Source organism: Cerasibacillus terrae (assembly GCF_008039555.1).
Taxonomy (GTDB): Bacteria; Bacillota; Bacilli; order Bacillales; family Amphibacillaceae; genus Cerasibacillus; species Cerasibacillus terrae.
On sequence record NZ_VDUW01000004.1, the window covers coordinates 164541 to 188303 of the forward strand.

Consider the following 23763-nt stretch of genomic DNA (forward strand, 5'->3'; position numbering starts at 1 on the left):
ACTATTTGTAAAGGCCGTAAAAAATCAACGAGAAAAACTGGTGCAAAACTGATTGGTATTCGAAAAGCATAAGAATTAAAACCGCTATGAACAACAGAATAATTGTCCATAGCGGTTTTGCATTCTTTCTTTTATTTTCTACTCTTTGCTTCTAAACTTTGTAGTTCTCCTTCCCTTTTCAGTGAAATTGAAGAAGTGCATTTATCTCTGTAATTGTTCCACACTAGTTATAGTAACAAATGATTATTGTGTTAGATGGGGTTATAGAACCGAATCATCTGTTATATAAACAATATTTGCAAGTTCGTTTCCCGTTCAACTACTTAAAAGAACCTACCCGATTTGCGGATAGATCCCTAATTTAAAACTTATTCTACCGGTGACAATTCACTTTCCGTTACCCATTTGTGGTTTTTTACCTCTTCTTCAGAATCAGTAGCTACAAAATCAACCATATATACGGTTGTTTTTTCCGCTGAATCGATTACTGCAGTTACACCGTTCATACCCTCCATGTGATCTGCATTAAGAGTTACTTCAGTTCCCGGTTCAAAAGGTTCATCTCCTGCTTCTTCAATCTCTTCATGAATAACCCATTTATGATTTTCCACTGGTTCTCCACCAGTCGTTGGTGTGTAGGAAACAGTATATACCGTCGTATCGTATGCACCAACAATCGTCGCCTCAGCACCATTCATACCCGGCATATGATCGGATTCAATAATTGCTTGGCTGCCAACCTCATAAGAAGGGTTATCCGCTTCTTGTAAGCCTTCGGGAATTTCGCCAGTGCTAGAATGGTTCATACCAGAATGATCCATGCCTTCCATATCTTCATTGGTATCAGATTCTTCCATATCCATTTCATTATTATTAGCCACATTTTCTTCCGTATTAGATTCGGTTTCTGTATTCTCCTCTTCATTTGCACCCACACATGCAGATAAGATAAGTACTGTAAATATAGTAATTATCCCTATTACGATTTTTTTACTTTGCATTTAAATAATCCCTCCTAATAAAATAAAGCTTGCCTATATTCTAACCATTAAATTTGCAGATTATATGCAGACTTTGCTAAATATGAATTACGATATTTCTAAAATAAATCTTCCCTTTCCAAGTGGATTACAAAAGGTTATGAAAAATACAATGTCATTTAATATCAATGACATTTCAGTAGAATAATCCATTAATACTCAACATCTAAATTAAATAGTGATTAGTTTTTACTCAATTATGCATTATTTCTCGATATTTGTTCGGTATGATAATCGCGATAGATTAAATGGCAAGGGAAGGAGGAAAATGTATTAAAGGTAGTTTTCTAACCCGTGGTGATTACAACTAAATAACACATCAGAAATCTAAAATTCAAAAACCGAAATGATATTTTCAACAACTTATACTTGACGAATAAAGGAGCGAACAAATGAAAAAAAGTATATTGACAGGTGCAGGCTTGTTGCTAATATTGACGGGTTGCACAAACGTCACAACAGAACAACAATCTGGAGAACAAACTATGGAATCTGAAGAAATGCAACATGAAGAAAATATGGATATGAACCACGGGGACATGGAAGGTATGGAAGAACACATGGACCATGATAATATCCCCCCTCTTCAAGCCTCCAAAGGAACTCAGGAGTTAGTAATACCACCCCTGCTAGAAAAACAGAATGACTCAGACTTCGATTATGAGGTAGTCGCACAAGAAGGCACGACGCAATTCTTTGATGGCTCTCTAACCAAAACTTACGGATATAATGGGAATTTGTTGGGTCCGACTTTACAGTTGAAAGAGGGGGAAACCGTTAAAGTGAAGGTCCGCAATGAATTAAACGAACCAACAACCTTTCACTGGCACGGTCTTGAAGTACCGGGAACTGAGGATGGTGGTCCGAGTGATGTAATTCAGCCGGGCGAAAGTAAAATCGTCACCTTAAAAGCCGATCAGCCGGCAGCGACATTGTGGTATCATCCACATCCACATAAATCGACTGCTGAACAAGTTTTCAAAGGGCTTGCAGGAATGCTCTATGTGGAGGAGACGGATGAAGAAGCCCCTGCTTTACCACATACTTATGGTGAAGATGATATCCCTCTCATTTTTCAGGATCGTCTCTTTGACGAAAACCATCAACTGGATTATGAGAATCTGATGAACAGCGACGGAACAATCGGAGATGTATCGCTCGTTAATGGTACGCTTAATCCGAAACTGACTGTGACAAAACCGCTGATGCGTTTTCGAATCCTAAACGGTGCGAACGCCCGAAATTACACGTTCCGTTTAAGCAATGGAGCCACATTTACTCAGATTGCTTCAGATGGCGGGTTATTGCATGAGCCGGTTGAAATGGATGAGATTACGCTGTCCCCATCGGAGCGCGCTGAAATCCTAATTGATTTTTCAGCGATGGATTCCGATGAGCCAATTGCCATTACTGATGAAGAAGGTAATGCTCTGTTGCCTTTTGATTTGGATATCGACGGCGGAACGGGAGAAATGGAATCCATATCTTGGACCGATGACACTACTTTCCTTACAGAAAAAGAGAAATCCTTGCCGGTTACCAAGGAGATTGAATTGTTTGGAATGATGGATAAGGTCACCATCAACGGCAAGAAATTCGATCCTGAACGGATTGACTTGCGGCAAAAGAAAGGAGTCCCAGAAGTTTGGGAAGTTTATAACAAGCCAGACGAAATGGGGGGAATGATCCATCCATTCCATATTCATGGTACTCAGTTCAAAATCATATCGCGTGATGGAAGGGAACCAGCTCCGAATGAACAAGGTCTGAAAGATAGCGTTCTTATTGAACCGGGCGAACGAGTCAGATTGCTCGTCACCTTTCCGGAAGAGGGAATCTATATGTACCATTGCCATATTCTAGAGCATGAAGATAACGGTATGATGGGGCAAGTAGAAGTATACTAATTTTACGGAATAAACATTAAGAAGGGCTGTACCAATTGTTTTGGATTAGTACAGCCCCTTTTTATTTTGCTGACAATTCAGACTAAAACGTTGGTTAATGCCAAGAGATCTTAGGTATCCTTGAAATAATCTACTGTTGCCTTCGAAAAGTTCCACTAAAAATATTTATATAACAATTTTAATTAACAGTTTATAATATTTTCATATGATATAGTAAAAGTAAATTGGTACTTAAATCACTTTTTTGGTTTAGGGAAAAAGTGGAGTTGAGGTGAGATATTTTGTGTTTTTCCTATAGTTTTATTGAACAACAAACTCATGAAATGTCCAAAAAGATTTAGGAAAGCTCCCTATACAAATTAATTAGGGTTGACTTTGCAGGTGGCAACTGTTTTGAAGTCCAAAGTAGATTAAATGATTGGGTAAGTCTTGAATCGGAAATGGGGAATAAGTCCGCTTTAATTACAAAAGTCATTTTGGAAGACTTAGAAGGAAAGCTTTATTCTATTGAACCGAATGACAATGGGTTAAGATTTGCAAAAGGAGAAATCACTTATAAAGAGTATAAAATTCTTCAAGAGAAAGGGAATGCTCTTTGGATTACAATTTTTATTGTTGGGATTTTAGTATTTTTTACGTTGATGTCAGTGTTGTTAAAGTTTGTTCTTTAATACTATCTAATTTCTAATGGTTAACATATTGGTTCCCTTAGTGAAAGTAACATTATTTATCCAAATATGAAACCACCCTCATACCTTATGAAATGTATATTAAAAGGCTGGTCTTCTCTGCGAAAACCAGCCTTTTTCGTATATTTAGGCAACATCATAGCCTTGTTCTTCAATTGCTTCTTTCATGGCATCAACATTTACTTTTGATTCATCAAAAGTAACATCTACTTTTCCAGCTTCCAAATTAACCTCAGCTGCTGACACGCCATCTAATTTTTTCAATGCACCTTCAACTGACATTTTGCAATGACCACAAGACATGCCTTGTACGTCTAATGTTTTCTTTTCCATTATATTTTCACCTCCTTTAAATAAATTTAATATAATTTATAACTTCACTCTTTTTAGACGAAGTGAGTTAGTAACAACACTTACAGAACTTAACGCCATTGCTGCGCCAGCAATCCACGGTGCAAGTAATCCAATTGCTGCAACTGGTATTCCGGCTGTATTATATCCGAATGCCCAGAAAAGATTTTGTCGGATATTTCGAATCGTTGCATGACTGATTTTAATTGCCTTCGGTATAAGCAATAGCTCACCACCAAGAATCGTAACGTCAGCAGCCTCAATAGCTACTTCTGTACCAGTTCCAATGGCAATTCCAATATCCGCTGTAACAAGTGCAGGTGCATCATTAACACCATCTCCAACCATTGCAACTTTCTTACCTTGTTCTTGGATCGCTTTTACTTTAGCTGCTTTTTCTTCAGGTAATACTTCAGCGATTACCCGATCAATTCCAACTTCTTTTGCTATTGCTTTGGCTGTTCTTTCATTATCACCTGTTAACATAAACACTTCTATTCCTAAATCTTTCAATTGCTTAATAGCCTCTGGAGCCGTCTCTTTTATAGTATCTGCAACAGCAACTGTTCCCCGGTAATCACCATCAATGGCAATCAACATCGCTGTTTTACCATCAGTTTCATAATTTACTAATTTTTCTTCATTACCTGCTGTATTAATTTGATGATCATTCATTAACTTTCTATTACCAACAAGAATGTTTTTTCCAGAAATTTTTGCTTCAATGCCGTGACCCGGTACTGCCTCGAAATGTTCTACTTCCAAAAAGTCGATATTATTCTCTGTAGCGTATGCCACAATTGCTTCTGCAAGTGGATGTTCAGACCCTTTTTCTGCACTAGCCAATAATTGTAATGTCTCTTCATCACCTGAAAAATCAGTTACTTCTGGTTTTCCTTTTGTGATTGTACCCGTCTTATCAAGTACGACTGCTTCTAACTCATGTGTTCCCTCTAGGTGTTCCCCACCTTTAAATAAGATTCCACTTTCTGCAGCTTTTCCTGTTCCGACCATAATAGATGTTGGTGTTGCAAGTCCTAAAGCACATGGACAGGCAATAACAAGTACAGCAATTGCTGCAACTAAAGCAGGTTCTAACTGACCCGGTTGAACTAAAGTAATCCATATAATAAAAGTAAGGATAGCAATACCGACCACTATTGGAACGAAGTAACCTGAAATAACATCCGCTAATCGTTGAATTGGCGCCTTTGATCCTTGAGCTTCCTCCACGACCTTGACAATAGATGCAAGGGCCGTATCTTTTCCTACTTTTGTTGCTTCCATTTCAATGGAGCCATTTTTATTAATAGTAGATCCAATTAATTTTGCTCCTGAATCCTTTTCAATTGGAATTGATTCTCCTGTCAGCATGGATTCATCTACCGAAGTTCTACCTTTTACAACCATACCATCTACCGGTATCTTTTCTCCCGGTTTGACAATTAAGCGATCTCCAACGACAACTTCTTCTACAGGAATCATTAATTCTTTACCATCTCTAATTACACGAGCTTCTTTTGCTTGTAAATTAAGCAATTTGGATAAAGCATTTGTAGTTTGACTTTTCGCTCTCGTTTCTAAATATTTACCAAACAAAATTAACGTAATCAAAACAGCACTGGTTTCAAAGTATAAATGTGGCATATATTCTGGATTGCCAATAGTCTTAAATGCTTCGTATAAACTATAAAAATAAGCCGCACTTGTACCTAAAGCAACAAGTACATCCATGTTTGCCCCACCATTACGTAGGTTCTTATATGCACCTTCATAAAATTGCCATCCAATGATAAATTGAACTGGTGTCGCCAAAGTAAATTGGAACCACGGGTTCATGAAGATATCTGGTATACCCATCCCAAATAAATGTACAAGCATTGTTAATAATAATGGTGCAGATAGTAAGACTGAAATGATTAATTTCGTCTTCATATTTTTTAGTTGTTTTTCTTTATAAGTTTGTTTTTCTTTCGCTTCTGCCTTTGGTTTAGCATCATAGCCGACATTTTTGATTTTATCAATCAATGATTTTACATCAACTAACCCCGGATTATATTCAATCGATGCACTTTCTGTTGTTAGGTTAACAGTTGCATGTTTTACTCCATCTTGTTTGTTCAATACTTTTTCAATACGGGTAGAGCAAGCTGCACAAGTCATCCCAAAGACATCTAGGTCTGTTTTCTCCGTTAGAACACCATAACCAACATTCTCTATTTTTTTCGATATATCTTCAATAGAGGTTTTCTCTGGATCATAATCTATCGTTGCCTTTTCTGTTGTTAAATTAACTTGGGCCTTGACCCCGTCCATTTTATTCAAAACCTTTTCAACACGATTAGAACAAGCTGCACAGGTCATCCCTGTTACACCAAGTGTTGTATGATTTGTTTCACTCATAATAATTCCCTCCTTACTTAGAAAATTGCTTCATGACAGTCATTAATTCCTCAATAGTTTCCTTTCCTTCACCCTGTTTAATAGCATCACTAACACAATGGTTAATATGTCTTTCTGTGATAGAAAATCCTACATTTTTTAGTGCTGATTGAATGGCACTAATTTGTACTAAAATATCTACACAATATCGATCATCTTCAACCATTTTCTGTATCCCACGAACTTGACCCTCAATTCGTTTCAATCGATTAATCGTTTTCTGTATTTCATCTTTCGTTCTTGGTTTACTTGGGTGATCATGTAAGAATCTCTCTTCCAAATGAATCACTTCCTTTTCTTTTATACAATTACTATACCCCCGTATAGTATATTTGTCAATAGGGAAACTTCATTTTTGACAACATCTTTTAATTTTTTACACTTTTGGATATTAGATGTTTTCTTACATACTCACAAATGGTAAATTGTTGTCCAAGGTCTATTATTAGCTTACTAATTGTTCTTTACCTATCCGTTTTAAAAATTTATGGAATTTCTCCCGTTTTTTTCCCTTTTCAGCATATACATCAATTATTTTTTCAACAGTATCGTATAATTCTTCTGGTGTTAAATTTTCTTTCAGTAAAGAACCTACCTCAGCATCTTTTCCTTTCGCTTTACCACCAACATATAAATTATAATGATCTTTATACTTCATTACACCTATGTCACTTAACATTGGTTCACCACAACCAATGATACAACCTGTATAAGCAACCTTTAGGGTAAATGGTACGGGTTTTCCTGCTATACGGCGATTTATTTCTTTTGCCACTGGCATCCCTTCCCTTTCTTCCCCTTTACAAAAATTACAGGTTCTCAAGCTCTTTACGTAATTTCCAACTGGATAACATTTTAAACCAACACTTTCAAATTCTTTAATTACTTCATCTTTATCATCTTCTAGAATCTCTATATAGAGTTGTTGAAAGGTGGTTAACTCCAGTTCATCTTCCTCATTCATGTATTTTGAGATTGTCATAAGTTGTTTAGAATTGAGTTTAGCACCAAACCCTATTCCTCCATTCACAGCGATTTTTATTTTATTCTCCATATTCTTATCTCCCCTATTTTCAATATTTGTAACAATGGATAAAATATACCTATATACAAATTAAACAGATTTTGATGAAAACATCCTCTTACAAAATAATACTATACCCCCCCATTGTATGTAAAGTAATAAAAAGTGGACAAAATTTTATCCTAAACAATATTATGAGATTCTTTATCCAAATTATTGTTATTACCTTAGATTAATTTTTGCTGAAATCTGCACAAAAAATGGACATATTTTTTATATGTTATTTAGTGGATAAAACTATTACAATCAAAGCGAGTGAATTGATATGTTCGAACTTTTTAATGAAATAGGCATTATGCTAAATGGACCACTTCAACAAATTGCATATGGATATGAACACATACCGCTGTTATTTGCATTTTTTCTTGGGTTAATTGGCGCTGTTGCTCCTTGTCAGCTAACTGGCAATATCAGTGCAATGACTATTTATGGTAACAGATCATTAATCGAAAAAGTCCCTTGGTTACACGTATTTCTATTTGTTTTAGGTAAAATAGTTGTTTTTTCAATAATCGGTTTAGTAATTTGGTTACTTGGGAAGGAAATACATAGTAATTTAACACAAATGTTCCCGATTCTAAGAAAAGCAATTGGGCCATTACTTATACTAGTTGGTTTATTTATGATAGGGTTATTTAGCTGGAGAAAAACAGGAAAAATGTTTAAAATACCCACTAAATTTAAAGATAGTTATCTTGGAAGCTTTTTAATGGGTGCGAGTTTTACGTTAGCATTTTGCCCTACTATGTTTGTATTATTTATACTAACCTTAATGCCAGTTGTATTAGAAACATCATATGGATTTGTATTACCTTCTGTTTTTGGAATCGGAACCTCTCTTCCACTTTTATTAATTATTTTTCTTATTTGGTATTTTGGGGCAAGTGGCATTATATTAAAGAGAAGCAGAAAAATAGGGTCACTAGTACAAAAACTTGCAGGAGTTATCATTCTTGTTATAGGTATTCTGGATACTTTAACTTACTGGTAAAAGAGGTCAATTATGTTTAATAAATTATCCTTAAAAATTGGACTATTATTCTTTGTGTTCATGTTAATTATCGAGGTTTTTGTTTATTTTATTCTATATACAAATATAGCAAATGAACGTATTGATGAAGTGATGGATAGTTTATTAGCTCGTGCCAATACACATAGTGCTGTCTTGGAAAATAATTTTGATTCATCAACGTTAGAGCATGTTGCTATCATGGAGTCAGAATCAGAATTTGCTGTTATTATTACCGATGCCAATGGTAACATCATCATTAATTCTGATCCTGTTGATAAAGAAATGTTTGAAGTAATTGATCATACGGATTATAAGGATATACCCAGTGTCGGAAAAGTAGTAGAACATCGTTGGACGGAAAAACAATATATAGCGGTTGACAGTCCCATTACTATTGATGAAGAACATCAAGGGCATGTCTTTATGTTTGCTAATACCAATATTGTAAAAAATATGGTTAATCATTTGAGTGATCAATTTGTCATAGTTGGACTAATCACCATTGTTCTAACCATCTTTACCGTTTTTATTCTTTCTCGTTTTATTACGTTACCATTAATGAAAATGAAAGAAGCCACAGAACAACTAAGCAAGGGGAAAAATAAGGTGCAATTACATATGGAACGAAAAGATGAACTAGGTGAATTAGCTGGTTCTATCATGAGGTTATCTAGTGATCTAGAACAATTAAAAAATGACAGAAATGAATTTTTGGCAAGTATCTCTCACGAACTTAGAACGCCATTAACCTACATAAAAGGGTATGCGGATATCATCAGTAAGCAAGACATAACGGACGAAGATAGAAAAGAATATCTGGATATCATACGGGAAGAAACGGAGCATTTGACAGTTCTAGTTAAGAATTTATTTGACCTAGCTAAAATGGATGAGAATAAGTTTGTAATTAATCGAAAAAGTGTTAGTTTAAGACAACTAATCCAAACGATTGAAGAACGAATTGCTCCAGTAATGGAAGAAAAAAATATTACACTTTCTACTTCATGCCAAGTAAATATCATAGGTAATATTGATCCCGATAGAATCCAACAGGTTTTATTAAATATACTGGATAATGCCAGAAAACATACACCCGATGGAAAGTCTATATCATTAGAGGTAACCCAGAATGATAGGGAAATTACTATAGCTATTTCAGATGAAGGGGAAGGAATTCCAAAAGAGGAATTACCATATCTATTTGAACGGTTATACCGTGTAGAAAAATCGCGTTCCAGAGAAAGTGGTGGAACGGGATTAGGGTTAGCTATTGCAAAAGAAATTATAGAATCTCACGGAGGTACGATTGAAATCGAAAGTGAACTTGGCAAGGGTACAAGGGTTATTGTTCATTTAACAAGAGGTGAATATAATGGTTAAAGCTTTATTAGTAGATGATGAAAAACGAATGTTAGATTTATTAGCATTATATTTGAGACCACATAGTTTTATATGTAAAAAAGCTATTAGTGCTAAAGAAGCATTATCTTTTTTAAAAGAAGAAACTTTTGACATAGTACTTATAGATATTATGATGCCTGAAATGAACGGCTGGGAATTATGCCAAGAGATTAGAAAAGATTCGGACATCCCTATCATTATGGTATCGGCTCGTGAACAGAAAGAGGATATTATAAAAGGGTTAAAATTAGGTGCAGATGATTATGTGACGAAACCCTTTGACGAAGATGAGCTATTAGCAAGAATAGAAGCGGTATTACGTAGAATGAAACCTGCGAGGAAGATTGAAGTACATGGTCTCTTATGGAATGAAGATGAGTTTGAGTTATCATATAAAAATAATACATTAAAGTTAACGCCAAAGGAATTTACCATGCTAGGTTATTTTATGAGAAAACCAAACCAAGTGTTTACTAGAGAACAATTAATTGAATTAATTTGGGGATACGATTCACACACAGAAGGAAGAACAGTTGATTCCCATGTACGGAACATGCGAGATAAAATTCGTCAATCTGGATTTCCCATAGATGATTATTTAATAACTGTTTGGGGTATTGGATATAAATGGGTAAACAAGCCTTCATTATAGGTATAAAAAGGTCTTTAATACATTTATAAAAGAAGACCTTTTGTTTTGACACAAATCTTTTACATAAAATCATAGCCTTATTATACGATACAGGGGTATAGTATGATATAATATGGATAGAAGGATGAATAATACAGAAAATAATAAATATCCATACCAAAGGAGGAGTAATAATGAATAACAAAGGAAATGAAGAGAATCAACACAACCACAATAAGCATAGAGAACATGACCATCATAAACAACATGAGGAACAAAAACATCACAGTCATCAACATCATAATAATGAACATGAAGATATGCATGATCATCACAAACATGGACATGAAGAACACAAAAATCACAACCACAGTCATGGACATAGTGGGCATCATGGTGGACATGGTGGACACGGCGGACATCACGAACATATGGTAGAAGATTTTAAGAAACGTTTTTGGATATCCCTAGTTTTATCAATTCCTATTTTATACTTATCTCCAATGATTCAAATGCTGATTGGATATGAAGTAAATTTCACAGGTGATACCCTCTTACTTTTCTTGCTTTCCACGATTGTCTTTTTCTATGGTGGAAAACCATTTTTACTTGGTGCATGGGATGAGTTAAAAGAGAAATCGCCTGCAATGATGATGTTAATTTCTTTAGCTATCATCGCCGCTTATGTATATAGCACACTGACAGCATTCTTTATCGAAGGCAGCGACTTCTTCTTTGAACTAGCTACTCTTATTGTAATTATGCTGTTAGGACATTGGATAGAAATGAAATCCCTGATGGGTGCTTCAAAGGCACTGGAAGAGCTAATCAAGTTAATGCCAAAAGAAGCCCATAAACTGGACAAATCCGGAAATATTGTTGAGGTAACAGTCGAAGATTTACAACCGGGTGACCTGATTTTAGTTAAATCGGGTGAAAAGATTCCAATTGATGGTGAAATTTATGAAGGAGAATCTACCGTCGATGAGTCTATGCTTACAGGAGAATCTGTCCCTGTTGAAAAAGGACCCGGAATGGAAGCGATAGGTGGTTCCGTCAATGGTGATGGTGTATTAAAAGTTAAGGTAAGTAAAACAGGAAATGACACCTACCTATCCCAAGTTATTAAATTGGTAAGCGATGCAGAAAAATCGAAATCAAAGGCCCAAGGCTTTGCGGATATTGCTGCTAAATGGTTATTCTATGTTGCTCTTGTAGTAGGAATTATAACCTTTGCAGTTTGGTGGACTAACGGGGATTTAGATTTTGCTTTGGAACGAATGGTTACCGTTTTAATTATTGCTTGTCCACATGCACTTGGTTTGGCAACACCACTAGTAACATCTAGATCTACTTCCATTGCAGCTAAAAACGGCTTGTTAATTCGAAATAGAGTAGCATTTGAAAGTGCATTTAAATTGGATCGCGTGGTGTTTGACAAAACAGGAACACTTACGGAAGGTAATTTTGGTGTTACGGATATCCATCCAAGTGAGGGAATTAGTGAAGAAGAATTATTGAAATTAGCTTATTCTGTTGAAACACAATCAGACCATCCAATTGCTAAAGGAATTGTGAAAGAAGGAAATGATCGTAATTTAACCCCCCTTGATGTTAAGGATTATCAGAATTTAACTGGGAAAGGGTTAGTAGCTAAAATCGGTGATGCAGAAATTGCTGTTATTAGTCCCGGTGCTATGAAAGCAAATAAAATTTCTTTTGATGAAAAAATTTATGACCAACTGGCTTTACAAGGGAAAACTGTCGTATTTGTTCTTAAAGATAATGTCTTACAAGGAATGATAGCCCTAGCTGATATCATCCGTAAATCTTCTTATAAAGTTATTAAAGAATTAAATGACCGTGGCATTGAGACGGTTATGATGACTGGTGACAACACACGTGTAGCAAATTATGTAGGAGAAAAATTAGGTATTTCCAAAGTCATCGCTGAAGTACTTCCCCATGAGAAATCAAATAATGTGAAGTATTTAAAACAAAATGGAAAAAAAGTGGCGATGATTGGAGATGGAATTAATGATGCGCCCGCCTTAGCGGAAGCTGATTTGGGAATTGCTATTGGTGCAGGTACAGACGTTGCGATTGAAACAGCTGATGTCATATTAGTTAACAGTAATCCAGTAGACATTTTAAATATCATTAAATTGTCTAAGGCAAGTCGCAGGAAAATGGTTCAAAATTTAGGATGGGCTGCTGGGTATAACATTGTTGCTATTCCTTTAGCTGCAGGTGTATTGTACAATGTTGGGTTTGTCATAACCCCTGCCGTCGGAGCCGCAGTTATGTCACTCAGTACCATTATTTGTGCAATAAACGCTCAATTATTAAAAATCGATTAATAGAAACAAATAGTTTATGTTTGGCTAAGCATGTATGGTATTGCTTAGCCTTTTATTTTTCTGTAGGTAAATTCTGTTCATAAATAGTACAAAGAATCTGCTTAATTTCTGCAAACTTGTAACGTAATCTAACAGAGAGTGTCTTTAGATAATACCACCGTTATACTATATTTCCTATAAGGAGTGATACATACTTATGAGTTTGGAGGAAACGAAAAAGAAGAAGAAAAATAAAAGGAAAAACAGATTAATTTTTAGAACTTCTATATTAATTGTAATGGTTGGAGCTATTATATTTGCATTAGTGTCTAATATACAAGCGGATAAAACCATTTATCAAGTCGGAGATGAAGCACCTGACTTTGAATTGAAGCAAATTAATAAAAATAATGAATTAGAAACTATACGACTAAGTGATTTTAAAGGGCAAGGTATTATGCTGAACTTTTGGGGTACTTGGTGTAAACCGTGTGAAGAAGAAATGCCCTACATGCAAGAGCTTTATCCCGTATATAAAGAAAAAGGAATTGAAATCATTGCAGTTAGTTTGGATAATACAGAATTGGTTGTAGATCGATTTATTGATAAATATGATCTAACCTTTCCAATTCCCCATGATAAAACAGGAGAAGTCAGGGATTTATACAAAATAGGACCAATTCCAAGTTCCATATTCATTAATCCGGATGGGGAAATTCAAAGGATTGTAAATGGGGCCTTATCATTAGAAAGTTTGGAGAGTTACTTTAAAGAAATATTACCAAAACAATAGACTATGATTTTCTAATAAAGGGGGATAAAATTTTTGAATGAAATAAATATATTTCTAGCTTTTGGTGCTGGTTTCCTTTCTTTTATTTCACCGTGTGTATTACCACTATATCCGGCATTTTTATCTTATATTACCGGAATGAGTGTAAGTGAGATAAATGAAGAAAATAAAAAAATGAATAAAAAAGCTCTTTTACATACCGTTCTATTTTTACTAGGGTTCTCAAGCATTTTTATTATGATTGGTTTTACCACCTCTTATATATCGGAATTCCTATTAACCTACCAAGATGCCATTAGACAAATTGGTGCTATTTTAATTATTTTCTTTGGACTAGTGATTGTTGGAATTTTTAATTTTAAATTTCTAATGAAGAATAAAAAAATCACATTCAAAAATCGTCCCGGCGGTTATGTTGGTTCTTTCATCATAGGAATGGCATTCTCTTTGGGATGGACTCCTTGTACCGGTCCAATACTAGCTATTGTGTTATCATTAGCTGCAACAAATCCTGATGTTGGTATGATTATGATGGTTAGTTATGTTTTAGGTTTTTCGATTCCATTTCTATTATTAGCATTGTTTATTGGTAAAATTAAATGGATTAAAAAACATAGCCTAAAATTAATTAAAATTGGTGGATATATTATGATTTTCATGGGAGTAGCACTATTCTTTGATTGGTTGACAAAATTAACTTCCTTCTTAGCTGGATGGTTTGGTTTTTATGGATTTTAAAAAATATTTTACATAATTTATCTATTATATCTGCACGAATAATGCATATTTGAGCATTATAATATGTCTTGTAGAAATTGTTACAATGTAGAATATCGTTCGTTTTACATGGTAATATATATTAAGATTTAACAAATTGGATGAAAAAGGAGTCGAACAATATATGAAAAAAGGATTATTGGCAGTAATTGGATTATTACTTATTTTAATAGTTGCTGCTTGTAGTGAAAGCGAAAGTACATCAAATGAAAAAGAACCACAAGATATCAAGAAAATGGTCCAAGACTACAGTGTCGGGGATTCCGATGCTGTGTCTGCTTCTATTACTTCAGAAGAGCTTATTGTAACTGATAGTAATGATAAAGAGACTACCTACGATCTTCCCGAAGATGAATTTTTTGTTTCCATCGCACCATTTGTTGAGACAACCCACCCTTGTACCAATCATAGCTTAACTGGTTGCCAAGGAGAATTAGTAGAAAAAGAATTTGATGTTTATATTGAAGATGAAGATGGTAATGTGGTTGTTGATGAAACTATGACATCATTCGAAAATGGATTCATTGACTTTTGGTTGCCACGTGACAAAACATATAACGTGAAGATTCAATATGATGGAAAAACAGCTGAATCTGAGATTTCCACTTTTGAAGGTGACAATACTTGTATAACAACAATGCAATTAATCTAGTATTTTTACCTCGTGATACTTTTTAAAAAATAGAATAAAGATTATTGGGAAAAAATTATATGATTTTATAATATTTTCATTAGAATCGAGTGTTTTTAGATAAAGCACTCGATTCTTTTTTGCTAAATTTTACTATATTTAGGATTCTTTCTTTGGCTCCCTTTTATCCTTATTACTACTGACTGTAAACGAAATTAGATTTATACCTGATAATCAAAAAATAATACGGAAAATAAAAATTCACACTATGATTGAAGCACCCTTGTTGGATAAAAAATTGTATCAAGGGGATAGTAAAATTTGTACTTAATCTTGAATCGAAGGAGGATTTTCAGATGGCAGTGTCTTATGAAGAATGTATTAAAGCTTGTTTAGAATGTATGGAAGCTTGTAATGGGTGTTATGATGCTTGTTTAAAAGAAGAGAATGTAAAAATGATGGCGGATTGTATCCGCTATAATAGGGAATGTGCAGACATTTGCGCATTAGCAGCAAAAGCAATGCAATCGGATAGCCCTTTTGCTAAGCAGATTTGTAAGCTTTGTGCTGACATTTGTGAAGCATGTGGAAAAATGTGTGAACAACATAACCATGCTAATCATTGCAAGGAATGTGCTGAATCTTGTTTTAAATGTGCAGAGATTTGCCGAACAATGGCATCTTAAATATAAAAACGGTGAACTTGTGTCACCGTTTTTATTAATTTGTAGTTATGATTAATACTTTTTCTGTATTTAATTATTTAACAAGTGTTGAAAATGTTGATAGGTTTTTACCTGTTCCTGAGTATCTGCATGGGGAACAAATGACCAACCCATACGATTGATAAAATCAGAGTATCTTTTTTGAATTTCTAACTGTTGCAAAGCCATTTCCACATGAGCATTTCTAACATTTCTATTTTTCATTAATAAAGCAGAAGTATAATTTTCATTTGACATCAATTTAGCACCAGCATGTGCTTCTAATGCAATCCATTTATCGTTGTATTTATTAACCCCCGTACCATCTGCTCTTTGGTTGCTTACATCATACATATTTAAATCCGGAACTTCAACATACTCATTATTATTAGGATTAATTAAAAATAACATTACCCTAACATGCGACATCATGACATTTATCTGGAGAGCAATAATACCTTTCAAATCTGGATTTGTAGTATTAATATGATAGACTTTTAACTTATTTATCATTCCTTCGTGTGTAGACAAATGTTCGGCCATTAAGCCAAGATCTACAGATGGTAAAGTTGACATATAACTCACCTTTCATTAAATAAATTCCCTTTAATATATGCTGTTTAATGAAAATCTGTTATTAATGCCCACTCTTATCTAGAAAGTGAAAATCAAGTGGATCAATGTAATTCAATACCAAAAATAATATTACAATGGTAAAAATCATTAAGAATGGATATTTAAAAAAGGAAAGAATTTGGTGGTTAGCTTGTTTACTAATCGATTCTTCAGCTGCATATAAAACAAGTAACAAAACCATTGTTATCAACACAGCTATAATATTAATGATCGCATTCGGCCTAGTCATTGCTACCATATCTCCTAGCATGGCTCCCATCATCCCCCCCATTAGTCCGGAGAGTATGCCATCAATGACAGCAGGAAGACCTATAGGTAATCCTGCTAAAAACCCAACAACCAATCCAATCATTATAGCGTAAATGGTTGATTTAAATAAATCACCATGATAGATGACCCCTAAAATAGTTCCCATTAGAATTCCTGCCGACATCGCTAATGACATGGATATCATCATTCCATTCATTTTTGTTACCCAATTTCGGTAATGCGCTACATAAATAATGGTTGTTATAACTTGGGTGGCACACAACAAAAGTATAAAAAATAATGAAATTGACATTATTTCAACTCCAATCTTAGTTTGTCCACTTTTATTGTATTCACTGTTAACCCGCATTATGATATACCCATATAGGGTTTATTTTTATATTTACAGATAACAGTACAAGAGAGTTATCGTAAAAATATTCGAAACCTCCGTTCCTTCATCTAAGCTACTATCTATTTGAATTTCCGCTTAACCAAAAAATACGGTGAATTATGTCACCGTATTTTTTGATTATAATGAATATATTTCCGAAATGCTCATATAGATAATTAATATAATATTTAAGCTTCCACTTTTTATTCCACTTTAAATTGTCCCATCATTCCTGCATCTTCATGTTCAAGTATATGACAATGATACATAAATACACCAGAATGATTAAATGTAGCAATAGCCCTAACTTTTTCTCCCGGATACACAATAAACGTATCCTTCCATCCAGTTTCATTAAGTGGCGGTGGATTTCCATCACGATCAATTATTTGAAATTGGACACCATGCGCATGGAAGGGATGAACAGTCCCTCCCATCATTCCCATTCCACTCTCATTGGAAACTTCCCATATTTCTGTTTCATGTACATCCACAAATTCGTCGATTCGATTCATATCCATTTGTTTTCCATTAATGTTGACCATAGGCCCCATTCCTTGAAAAACAAATTCTCTAGTTCTTACTGCTTCATCAGGATCAATCTTCTCAATGGTAGTTAATTGTTCTGGAATGGCATAGTTGGATTCACTTTCACCGTTTACAACAAACTTCATAAACTCTGACCCTTTATTCGATAATTGAATTGTATCTCCATCCTTAAAATTTGAAAAATCAACTAGGATTTCTGCCCTCTCGGCTGGACCCAGAATAAGCTCGTCCATCTCTACTGGATTTTCAAGAAAACCACCGTCACTTGCAATTTGATAAAAGGTTTGGTTATTACTAAAATGGAGTTCATACACACTTGCATTCGATCCATTTAATAACCGTAGCCTCATCATGCCTTTTGGAACTTCCAAATAAGGATCTACAGCCCCGTTGACTAGCATTGTACCTCCTTGTAATCCGTTCATCACATCATGCATTCCTAGTTCATATTGAAAACTTCCATTTTCATTAAATTGTTTGTCCTGAATGATAAGTGGAACATCATTCACCCCATAGTCTTTTGGAATATCCAGAGAGTCAGAAACTTCATCTTCAATGAAAAATAATCCCGCTAATCCCTTATATACTTGCCTCCCGGTATTTTTTTCTGGGTGAGGGTGATACCACAGCGTAGCTGCAGGCTGATCTATCGTAAATTCCGGTGTCCAAGACTCGCCCGGTTGAATTCCTGAATGTGGTCCTCCATCTGCGTCTCCATCCACTTCTAGGCCGTGCCAATGAATTGTCGTAATTTCATCTTCTAAATTATTTTCTACCTGTACGGACACGTCTTCCCCATTTCGGACCCTAATGACAGGGCCTAAATAATTTCCGTTATACCCCATCGTTTCTGTTTCCACTCCTGAAATAAATTCCTTTGTTGCATTTTGGGCAGTTATATGGAATTCAGCTTTATCTGGATCTGGATTTTTATCCTCTAACAATGGTGGGATGGGTAGAGATGAATTTCCAGCTATATCCGTTTTATTAAAGGAATTCCCATTATCTGATTCATTGATTGGGTATCCCGATATACCTGAACCTTGTATAAAAAAGAGGTAATACCCTCCAAAAATAATTACTAATCCAGCCAAACTAATACCTAAATATTTTTTCATACTTTTTCCTCCTCGTGAGTGAAGATGTTACCCAGCCATTCAGATTCTTATCTATTCATAAAGTTTCATGCTTTGGGAAGAAAACTGTAATTTCCGTTCCTTCCTTCCATTTACTATCGATTTGAATTTTTCCACGGTGTGCATCCATTAATGCCTTGACAATAGACAATCCAATACCTATTCCACCTGTTTTTCTGTCTCTTGATTTATCCCCTCGGTAAAATCGTTCAAATAGATAGGGGAGATCATCCTCTTTAATCCCAATCCCTTCATCTTGAACACAAAACCCAACATAAGCATTAGAATCCACTATCTTAACATATACGCTATTCCCTGCTGGGGTATACTGAAGGGCATTATTTATTATATTCGTTAACACTTGTAAAACACGATCCTGATCCGCATGTAACCAACATTCTTTAGTTGGCATTTGAATGTTTAACGAAACGCCTTTTTTCTGAAAGGCTGGGGTAAATTGCCCCCCTACTAAACGTAATAAATATCCTACATCTATATTACTTTTGTTTAGTTTTATTTGTGGATTTTCAGCGGCAAGTAACTCTTCCAATTCACCCACTAGACGTACTAAACGCATCAATTCATCATGACCTTGCTGCAACCTTTTTGGCGTTGGTTCAAAAACCCCATCTTGAAAAGCTTCCATTTGACTTCTTAGTGTCGCAAGTGGGGTTCGTATTTCATGAGCAAAATCAGCAGTAAACTGTTTACGAAGCATCTCTTCCTTTGATAACGATTCAGCAAGTCGATTAAACGATTCACCAAGTGGCTTCATTTCATCTGACAATTCCTTAACTGGTACACGAGTTCGCCATTTATGTTCTTGTAATTCTTGAATAGCTTTTGATAACTTTCGATATCCAGTTGTTAGGCGTTTCGAAAACAATAGGCTAAACACGAACGCTAAAACAACTGTAACAATAATAGCAAGATAAATATTCGATTTAATTGTATTTAAAAAAGCAATGTCTTCCCCTATCATTTCCTCTGGATAATAAACTTCCATATTGCCTACATATCTTTCATCAAATGTTAAATCATAAGTATTTTTTCGGTATTCCGTTTTCATATCGATGTCCGAATCAGAATGCATTCCCATCCTATTCATCATTCCGAGCATCATCGTTGTATCTGCTATTACCTGTCCTTCTTCATCAGTAATTCTATAAAATAAATTGTCTGTCATAGCTTGTTGATGCATTAAATTTATTAATTGGTTATCAATTAGTTTCCCTGTTTCTTTATGAGAATTAATTGCTTCATCTTCTATTAGCTTACTTCTTTCTTCTCTATTAATTTTTAAATATTCATTAAATTGATCTTCAAATCCCCAAAGTATAGAAAAACTAGTAAGAAAAATACCACAAAGTGACACAACCAATAGGTAAAACAGGATTTTAGAACGGAGTGTCAATCGACGCATCAGACGCTCCCCCAAACTTATATCCCATCCCAAAAACAGTTAAAATAAATTCTGGGTGGCGAGAATCTGTTTCAATCTTTTTCCGAAGGTTTTTTATATGTGTGTCAACACTTCGTTTATATCCTTCAAAATAGGTTCCATCATCCTGAATTTTTCCCAGTAAATCAAAACGACTGTAAACTCGTCCGGGATAGCTTGCCATAGCTATTAATAGCTTATATTCGGTAGGAGTTAGTGGTATGATTTCGTTATTCAATGCTATCTCCTTTTTTAAAAGATCTACTGTTAGCTTTCCTTTATTGAACGATAACTGGTTTCCACTAATCACTCTTTTTAACCTACGTAAGATGGCCTTTGCCCTTATTACGACTTCTCTTGGACTAAAAGGTTTTGTAACATAGTCATCTGCCCCAATAACGATTCCATTAATTAAATCGTCTTCTGTCGATTTTGCTGTTAACATAATGATAGGAACATCACTTTCTTTTCTCGTTAATCTACATACCTCTTCACCTGAAATATCTGGCAACATAAGATCTAAAATAATAATATCTGGATTATTTTCTTTTATTTTTTTTAATGCTTCTATTCCATTAGAGGCAGGAATGGTTTCCCATCCCTCTTTTTCAAAGTATGCTTCTAACACTTCAAGAATCATATCTTCATCGTCAACAATAAGAATTTTAGTCATGTTAAACCACCTCTTTCATATAGTATCATCAATTAAAATGAAAATGATAATCTTCACAACTTCCACATAAGTTCACCACAAATTCTACATTTATAAGAGGTATGATTTAGTTAAGAAAAGGAGATGTTATAAATGAAAAAATTAGTAATAGGTATATTAACTGGAGCCGTTCTATTAGGAAGTGCAACTTTTGTTGCAGCTGAATCAAATGCAAATGGTATCTTTAACTTTGAGGAAATGCAACCGTTTATTGAAGAAATGCATCCTAGTTTATCACAAGAACAGCAAGAAGAAATGTTTAACAACTGTCACGGTGAAAATGGTATGATGCAAAACAATACCGGTTTCCGTGATATGATGAATAATTTATAGTTTAAAGAGGTGATCCCGTATGATGGGGATGATGAATATGATGGGTTATGGGTTACTTGGATGGATACTTAACCTTGCTTCTATCGGTATCGTTGTGTATTATGCCACCAAATTAGCATTAAAAAATTATCATAAGGATAAAAGGTAATCATTGGAAAGGAGTGACTAAATTATGGTCACTCCTTTCTTTTTATAGTGGCTGAAATTTATCTTTAATCCTATTTGAATAGAAAAGGGCTATTGATAGATACTGTTTAACTGTATTACTCTTTTTTTGTAGAATCTCTTAATTATTTCAAAGATGATAACAGCGCTTCTATATTTTTAGTACCTTCCTTAAAGTTTTTATTTTCAGGAATTAACCCCCTTTAATAATGGGTTACACTTTTATTCATTCTGACAAACATTTACAATGGAGTTTAAAAAGGATGTGTTAATAAATGTTTGATAATAATAAAAATGCAAATAGATTAATAAAAGAGAAATCGCCATACCTTTTACAACACGCTCATAATCCCGTAGATTGGTATGCGTGGGGTGAGGAAGCATTTCAAAAAGCCAAACAGGAAAAGAAACCGATCTTCCTCTCTATCGGCTACTCGACTTGTCATTGGTGTCATGTGATGGCAAGGGAATCATTTTCAGATGAAGAAGTTGCTAAATATTTAAATGAGCATTTTGTTTCAATTAAAGTGGACCGGGAAGAACGACCAGATATTGATTCAGTTTATATGAAAGTATGTCAAATGATGACAGGTCATGGTGGATGGCCACTGACCATTTTCATGACACCTGATAAAGTACCTTTCTTTGCAGGTACATATTTTCCTAAAAAAGAGAGATACGGGATGCCTGGTTTTATGGAAGTGCTTAAACATTTACACCATACATATACATCAGACCCAGACAAAATCAAACATGTGACCATTCAAATAAAAGATGCATTAAAGCAAACAACACAGCAAAAGAGTAATCGACAATTAACGAAAAAAGCTGTGGATGAAGCATATGAGCAATTAGAACAACGATTTGACTGGGAGAATGGTGGATTTGGTGAGGCACCAAAGTTTCCACAACCGCAAAATCTATTATTTTTACTTCGATATTACCATGCCACCGGAAAAGAGAGAGCTTTAGAAATGGTAGAACATACCCTTCTTAAAATGGCTGCTGGTGGGATTTATGATCAAATTGGGTTCGGATTTTCCAGATATTCAGTTGATGAAAAATGGCTTGTCCCTCATTTCGAGAAGATGCTATATGACCAAGCACTGATGGTAATGGTTTATGCAGAAGCCTTCCAAATCACCGGAAAAAACTTCTTCAGACGAATGGGAAAACAAATTATTTCCTTTGTCATGAAAGAAATGCAAAGTAATGAAAATGTGTTTTATTCAGCAATTGATGCTGATTCAGAAGGTGTAGAAGGGAAATATTATGTTTGGGACAAAAAGGAAATCATCGATATTCTCGGGAAAGAATTAGGTGAATTTTATGCAGATGTTTACCAATTAACAGATCAAGGAAATTTTGAAGGGAAAAATATACCGAACCGTATTTCTGTTGATCTACACGAAATAGCAGATAAATATGACCTTAGCATGAAAGAATTTGGTCGTGAAATGCAAAATGCCCGTCAATTGCTCTTGGAAGCTCGCGAAAAACGCATTTATCCACATGTGGATGATAAAATTTTAACTTCTTGGAATGGATTAATGATCACAGCACTTGCGATGGCTGGAAGAATTTTTCAAGAAAAAACTTTTACAGAAGCTGCTGAAAAAGCAATAGCATTTATAGAAAAGAAATTAATTGTTGATGGAAGACTGATGGCCCGTTATCGTGATGGCGAAACAAAACATAAAGCATATCTTGATGACCATGCTTATTTACTTTGGGCATATGTGGAATTATATGGAGCAACATTTTCCACAAAGTATTTAGAAAAAGGGAAAGAACTTCTTAACCAAATGATTGAATTATTTTGGGATGATGAACAGGCTGGCTTTTTCTTCAGTGGAAAAGATGCTGAACAAATGATTACCGATGATAAGGAAGTATATGATGGTGCACTTCCATCTGGAAATAGTGTCGCAGCTGTCACACTTCTTAGGATGAGTGCTCTTACTGGAGAAACGAAGTATGTGGACTTACTTGATGATATGTATGCAACCTTTTTCAACGATATTTCACGCCAAGCTTCTGCCGCTACTTTTTTCGTGCAAAGTTTACTGTTGACAGAATATCCGACGAAAGAAGTTATTGTACTCGGTGAACAAGAGAATCAAGATTTTCAAGCATTTGTTCAAAAATTACAACAAGCCTTTCTCCCAGATGTCAGCCTACTTGTTTCTGAAACTGGTGAGAAACTTGCTTCGGTATCTCCTTTTGCTAAGGACTATCAAGTATTGGAAGGCAAACCAACTGCTTATATTTGTAAAGAATTCACATGTGAGGCACCTATCAATGATTTAGAAGAAGCTATGAAGAAAATTGTTAAAAAATAAGAAGA

Annotated in this window: 23 protein-coding genes; 13 read left to right on the plus strand and 10 right to left on the minus strand. The window is 34.8% G+C overall.

Annotation, left to right across the window (positions count from 1 at the left end):
• Window positions 1-368 precede the first annotated feature (368 nt).
• Window positions 369-1001, minus strand: coding sequence for a YdhK family protein (locus FHP05_RS07930; protein WP_147666850.1), 633 nt, complete (start codon window positions 999-1001; stop codon window positions 369-371).
• 431 nt (window positions 1002-1432) lie between these two features.
• Between FHP05_RS07930 and FHP05_RS07935 the strand changes: the two genes are divergently transcribed.
• A complete protein-coding gene (locus FHP05_RS07935) occupies window positions 1433-2947 on the plus strand; it encodes a multicopper oxidase domain-containing protein (RefSeq protein WP_147666852.1) in 1515 nt (504 codons plus the stop codon).
• 440 nt (window positions 2948-3387) lie between these two features.
• Entirely contained in the window at window positions 3388-3618 is a 231-nt protein-coding gene (locus FHP05_RS07940) for a hypothetical protein (protein ID WP_147666854.1), read from the plus strand.
• Window positions 3619-3762: 144 nt separating this feature from the next.
• Here the strand turns inward: FHP05_RS07940 and copZ are convergent, their stop codons facing one another.
• From copZ to FHP05_RS07960, 4 genes are all read right to left on the minus strand, one after another.
• The gene (gene copZ / locus FHP05_RS07945) at window positions 3763-3969 is read right to left on the minus strand and encodes a copper chaperone CopZ (RefSeq protein ID WP_147666856.1); all 207 of its coding nucleotides are present in this window, start codon (window positions 3967-3969) and stop codon (window positions 3763-3765) included.
• A gap of 36 nt (window positions 3970-4005) precedes the next feature.
• Window positions 4006-6390, minus strand: coding sequence for a heavy metal translocating P-type ATPase (locus FHP05_RS07950; RefSeq protein WP_147666857.1), 2385 nt, complete (start codon window positions 6388-6390; stop codon window positions 4006-4008).
• Between the two features lie 13 nt (window positions 6391-6403).
• Window positions 6404-6709, minus strand: coding sequence for a metal-sensing transcriptional repressor (locus tag FHP05_RS07955; protein WP_060681789.1), 306 nt, complete (start codon window positions 6707-6709; stop codon window positions 6404-6406).
• A 165-nt stretch (window positions 6710-6874) separates the two neighbouring features.
• Window positions 6875-7483, minus strand: a complete 609-nt coding sequence (locus FHP05_RS07960; RefSeq protein WP_147666859.1) for an NAD(P)/FAD-dependent oxidoreductase — start codon at window positions 7481-7483, stop codon at window positions 6875-6877.
• A gap of 295 nt (window positions 7484-7778) precedes the next feature.
• Between FHP05_RS07960 and FHP05_RS07965 the strand changes: the two genes are divergently transcribed.
• The 8 genes from FHP05_RS07965 to FHP05_RS08000 all read left to right on the plus strand — a co-directional run bounded on the left by FHP05_RS07965 (window position 7779) and on the right by FHP05_RS08000 (window position 15783).
• Window positions 7779-8504: a cytochrome c biogenesis CcdA family protein gene (locus tag FHP05_RS07965; RefSeq protein WP_147666861.1), complete on the plus strand. Its 726-nt coding sequence runs from the start codon at window positions 7779-7781 to the stop codon at window positions 8502-8504.
• Window positions 8505-8516: 12 nt separating this feature from the next.
• Window positions 8517-9905: a sensor histidine kinase gene (locus tag FHP05_RS07970; protein WP_147666863.1), complete on the plus strand. Its 1389-nt coding sequence runs from the start codon at window positions 8517-8519 to the stop codon at window positions 9903-9905.
• Window positions 9898-10578 carry a response regulator transcription factor gene (locus FHP05_RS07975; RefSeq protein ID WP_147666865.1) on the plus strand — a complete coding sequence of 227 codons (681 nt, stop codon included), beginning with the start codon at window positions 9898-9900 and terminating at the stop codon, window positions 10576-10578. Before FHP05_RS07970 ends, FHP05_RS07975 begins: the two co-directional genes overlap by 8 nt.
• A gap of 173 nt (window positions 10579-10751) precedes the next feature.
• Entirely contained in the window at window positions 10752-12917 is a 2166-nt protein-coding gene (locus FHP05_RS07980) for a copper-translocating P-type ATPase (RefSeq protein ID WP_147666867.1), read from the plus strand.
• A gap of 196 nt (window positions 12918-13113) precedes the next feature.
• Window positions 13114-13689, plus strand: a complete 576-nt coding sequence (gene resA, locus FHP05_RS07985; RefSeq protein WP_040047918.1) for a thiol-disulfide oxidoreductase ResA — start codon at window positions 13114-13116, stop codon at window positions 13687-13689.
• A 33-nt stretch (window positions 13690-13722) separates the two neighbouring features.
• Complete coding sequence (locus FHP05_RS07990) at window positions 13723-14427, plus strand: cytochrome c biogenesis CcdA family protein (RefSeq protein ID WP_147666869.1); 705 nt, start codon at window positions 13723-13725, stop codon at window positions 14425-14427.
• A gap of 163 nt (window positions 14428-14590) precedes the next feature.
• Window positions 14591-15118 carry a CueP family metal-binding protein gene (locus tag FHP05_RS07995; RefSeq protein ID WP_147667075.1) on the plus strand — a complete coding sequence of 176 codons (528 nt, stop codon included), beginning with the start codon at window positions 14591-14593 and terminating at the stop codon, window positions 15116-15118.
• A gap of 335 nt (window positions 15119-15453) precedes the next feature.
• Window positions 15454-15783 (plus strand): four-helix bundle copper-binding protein, encoded by a 330-nt coding sequence (locus tag FHP05_RS08000; protein WP_062351103.1) that lies wholly within the window; start codon window positions 15454-15456, stop codon window positions 15781-15783.
• Window positions 15784-15852: 69 nt separating this feature from the next.
• On the opposite strand, the gene FHP05_RS08005 is transcribed toward FHP05_RS08000, so the two are convergent.
• The 5 genes from FHP05_RS08005 to FHP05_RS08025 all read right to left on the minus strand — a co-directional run bounded on the left by FHP05_RS08005 (window position 15853) and on the right by FHP05_RS08025 (window position 20879).
• On the minus strand, window positions 15853-16377 hold the full coding sequence (locus tag FHP05_RS08005) for a spore coat protein (RefSeq protein ID WP_147666871.1): 525 nt from the start codon (window positions 16375-16377) through the stop codon (window positions 15853-15855).
• Between the two features lie 61 nt (window positions 16378-16438).
• Window positions 16439-16999, minus strand: coding sequence for a hypothetical protein (locus FHP05_RS08010; protein WP_147666873.1), 561 nt, complete (start codon window positions 16997-16999; stop codon window positions 16439-16441).
• 284 nt (window positions 17000-17283) lie between these two features.
• Window positions 17284-18747 carry a multicopper oxidase family protein gene (locus FHP05_RS08015; RefSeq protein WP_147666875.1) on the minus strand — a complete coding sequence of 488 codons (1464 nt, stop codon included), beginning with the start codon at window positions 18745-18747 and terminating at the stop codon, window positions 17284-17286.
• Window positions 18748-18802: 55 nt separating this feature from the next.
• A complete protein-coding gene (locus FHP05_RS08020; RefSeq protein ID WP_147666877.1) occupies window positions 18803-20188 on the minus strand; it encodes a sensor histidine kinase in 1386 nt (461 codons plus the stop codon).
• Window positions 20163-20879, minus strand: a complete 717-nt coding sequence (locus FHP05_RS08025) for a response regulator transcription factor (RefSeq protein WP_147666878.1) — start codon at window positions 20877-20879, stop codon at window positions 20163-20165. The genes FHP05_RS08020 and FHP05_RS08025 overlap by 26 nt, the downstream gene beginning before the upstream one ends.
• A gap of 132 nt (window positions 20880-21011) precedes the next feature.
• Here FHP05_RS08025 and FHP05_RS08030 point away from each other — a divergent pair, with 132 nt between their 5' ends.
• The 3 genes from FHP05_RS08030 to FHP05_RS08035 all read left to right on the plus strand — a co-directional run bounded on the left by FHP05_RS08030 (window position 21012) and on the right by FHP05_RS08035 (window position 23758).
• A complete protein-coding gene (locus FHP05_RS08030) occupies window positions 21012-21251 on the plus strand; it encodes a hypothetical protein (RefSeq protein ID WP_147666880.1) in 240 nt (79 codons plus the stop codon).
• Between the two features lie 19 nt (window positions 21252-21270).
• Entirely contained in the window at window positions 21271-21399 is a 129-nt protein-coding gene (locus FHP05_RS15660) for a hypothetical protein (protein WP_269144275.1), read from the plus strand.
• Window positions 21400-21691: 292 nt separating this feature from the next.
• Window positions 21692-23758, plus strand: coding sequence for a thioredoxin domain-containing protein (locus FHP05_RS08035; RefSeq protein ID WP_147666882.1), 2067 nt, complete (start codon window positions 21692-21694; stop codon window positions 23756-23758).
• Window positions 23759-23763: the final 5 nt, after the last annotated feature.

Excerpts from the sequence above, each read along its gene's own strand:
- FHP05_RS07930 (WP_147666850.1), bottom strand. The coding sequence starts at position 1,001 with ATGCAAAGTAAAAAAATCGTAATAGGGATAATTACTATATTTACAGTA.
- FHP05_RS07935 (WP_147666852.1), top strand. The coding sequence starts at position 1,433 with ATGAAAAAAAGTATATTGACAGGTGCAGGCTTGTTGCTAATATTGACG.
- FHP05_RS07940 (WP_147666854.1), top strand. The coding sequence starts at position 3,388 with ATGGGGAATAAGTCCGCTTTAATTACAAAAGTCATTTTGGAAGACTTA.
- copZ (WP_147666856.1), bottom strand. The coding sequence starts at position 3,969 with ATGGAAAAGAAAACATTAGACGTACAAGGCATGTCTTGTGGTCATTGC.
- FHP05_RS07950 (WP_147666857.1), bottom strand. The coding sequence starts at position 6,390 with ATGAGTGAAACAAATCATACAACACTTGGTGTAACAGGGATGACCTGT.
- FHP05_RS07960 (WP_147666859.1), bottom strand. The coding sequence starts at position 7,483 with ATGGAGAATAAAATAAAAATCGCTGTGAATGGAGGAATAGGGTTTGGT.
- FHP05_RS07965 (WP_147666861.1), top strand. The coding sequence starts at position 7,779 with ATGTTCGAACTTTTTAATGAAATAGGCATTATGCTAAATGGACCACTT.
- FHP05_RS07970 (WP_147666863.1), top strand. The coding sequence starts at position 8,517 with ATGTTTAATAAATTATCCTTAAAAATTGGACTATTATTCTTTGTGTTC.
- FHP05_RS07975 (WP_147666865.1), top strand. The coding sequence starts at position 9,898 with ATGGTTAAAGCTTTATTAGTAGATGATGAAAAACGAATGTTAGATTTA.
- FHP05_RS07980 (WP_147666867.1), top strand. The coding sequence starts at position 10,752 with ATGAATAACAAAGGAAATGAAGAGAATCAACACAACCACAATAAGCAT.
- resA (WP_040047918.1), top strand. The coding sequence starts at position 13,114 with ATGAGTTTGGAGGAAACGAAAAAGAAGAAGAAAAATAAAAGGAAAAAC.
- FHP05_RS07995 (WP_147667075.1), top strand. The coding sequence starts at position 14,591 with ATGAAAAAAGGATTATTGGCAGTAATTGGATTATTACTTATTTTAATA.
- FHP05_RS08000 (WP_062351103.1), top strand. The coding sequence starts at position 15,454 with ATGGCAGTGTCTTATGAAGAATGTATTAAAGCTTGTTTAGAATGTATG.
- FHP05_RS08005 (WP_147666871.1), bottom strand. The coding sequence starts at position 16,377 with ATGTCAACTTTACCATCTGTAGATCTTGGCTTAATGGCCGAACATTTG.
- FHP05_RS08010 (WP_147666873.1), bottom strand. The coding sequence starts at position 16,999 with ATGTCAATTTCATTATTTTTTATACTTTTGTTGTGTGCCACCCAAGTT.
- FHP05_RS08015 (WP_147666875.1), bottom strand. The coding sequence starts at position 18,747 with ATGAAAAAATATTTAGGTATTAGTTTGGCTGGATTAGTAATTATTTTT.
- FHP05_RS08020 (WP_147666877.1), bottom strand. The coding sequence starts at position 20,188 with ATGCGTCGATTGACACTCCGTTCTAAAATCCTGTTTTACCTATTGGTT.
- FHP05_RS08025 (WP_147666878.1), bottom strand. The coding sequence starts at position 20,879 with ATGACTAAAATTCTTATTGTTGACGATGAAGATATGATTCTTGAAGTG.
- FHP05_RS08030 (WP_147666880.1), top strand. The coding sequence starts at position 21,012 with ATGAAAAAATTAGTAATAGGTATATTAACTGGAGCCGTTCTATTAGGA.
- FHP05_RS15660 (WP_269144275.1), top strand. The coding sequence starts at position 21,271 with ATGATGGGGATGATGAATATGATGGGTTATGGGTTACTTGGATGGATA.
- FHP05_RS08035 (WP_147666882.1), top strand. The coding sequence starts at position 21,692 with ATGTTTGATAATAATAAAAATGCAAATAGATTAATAAAAGAGAAATCG.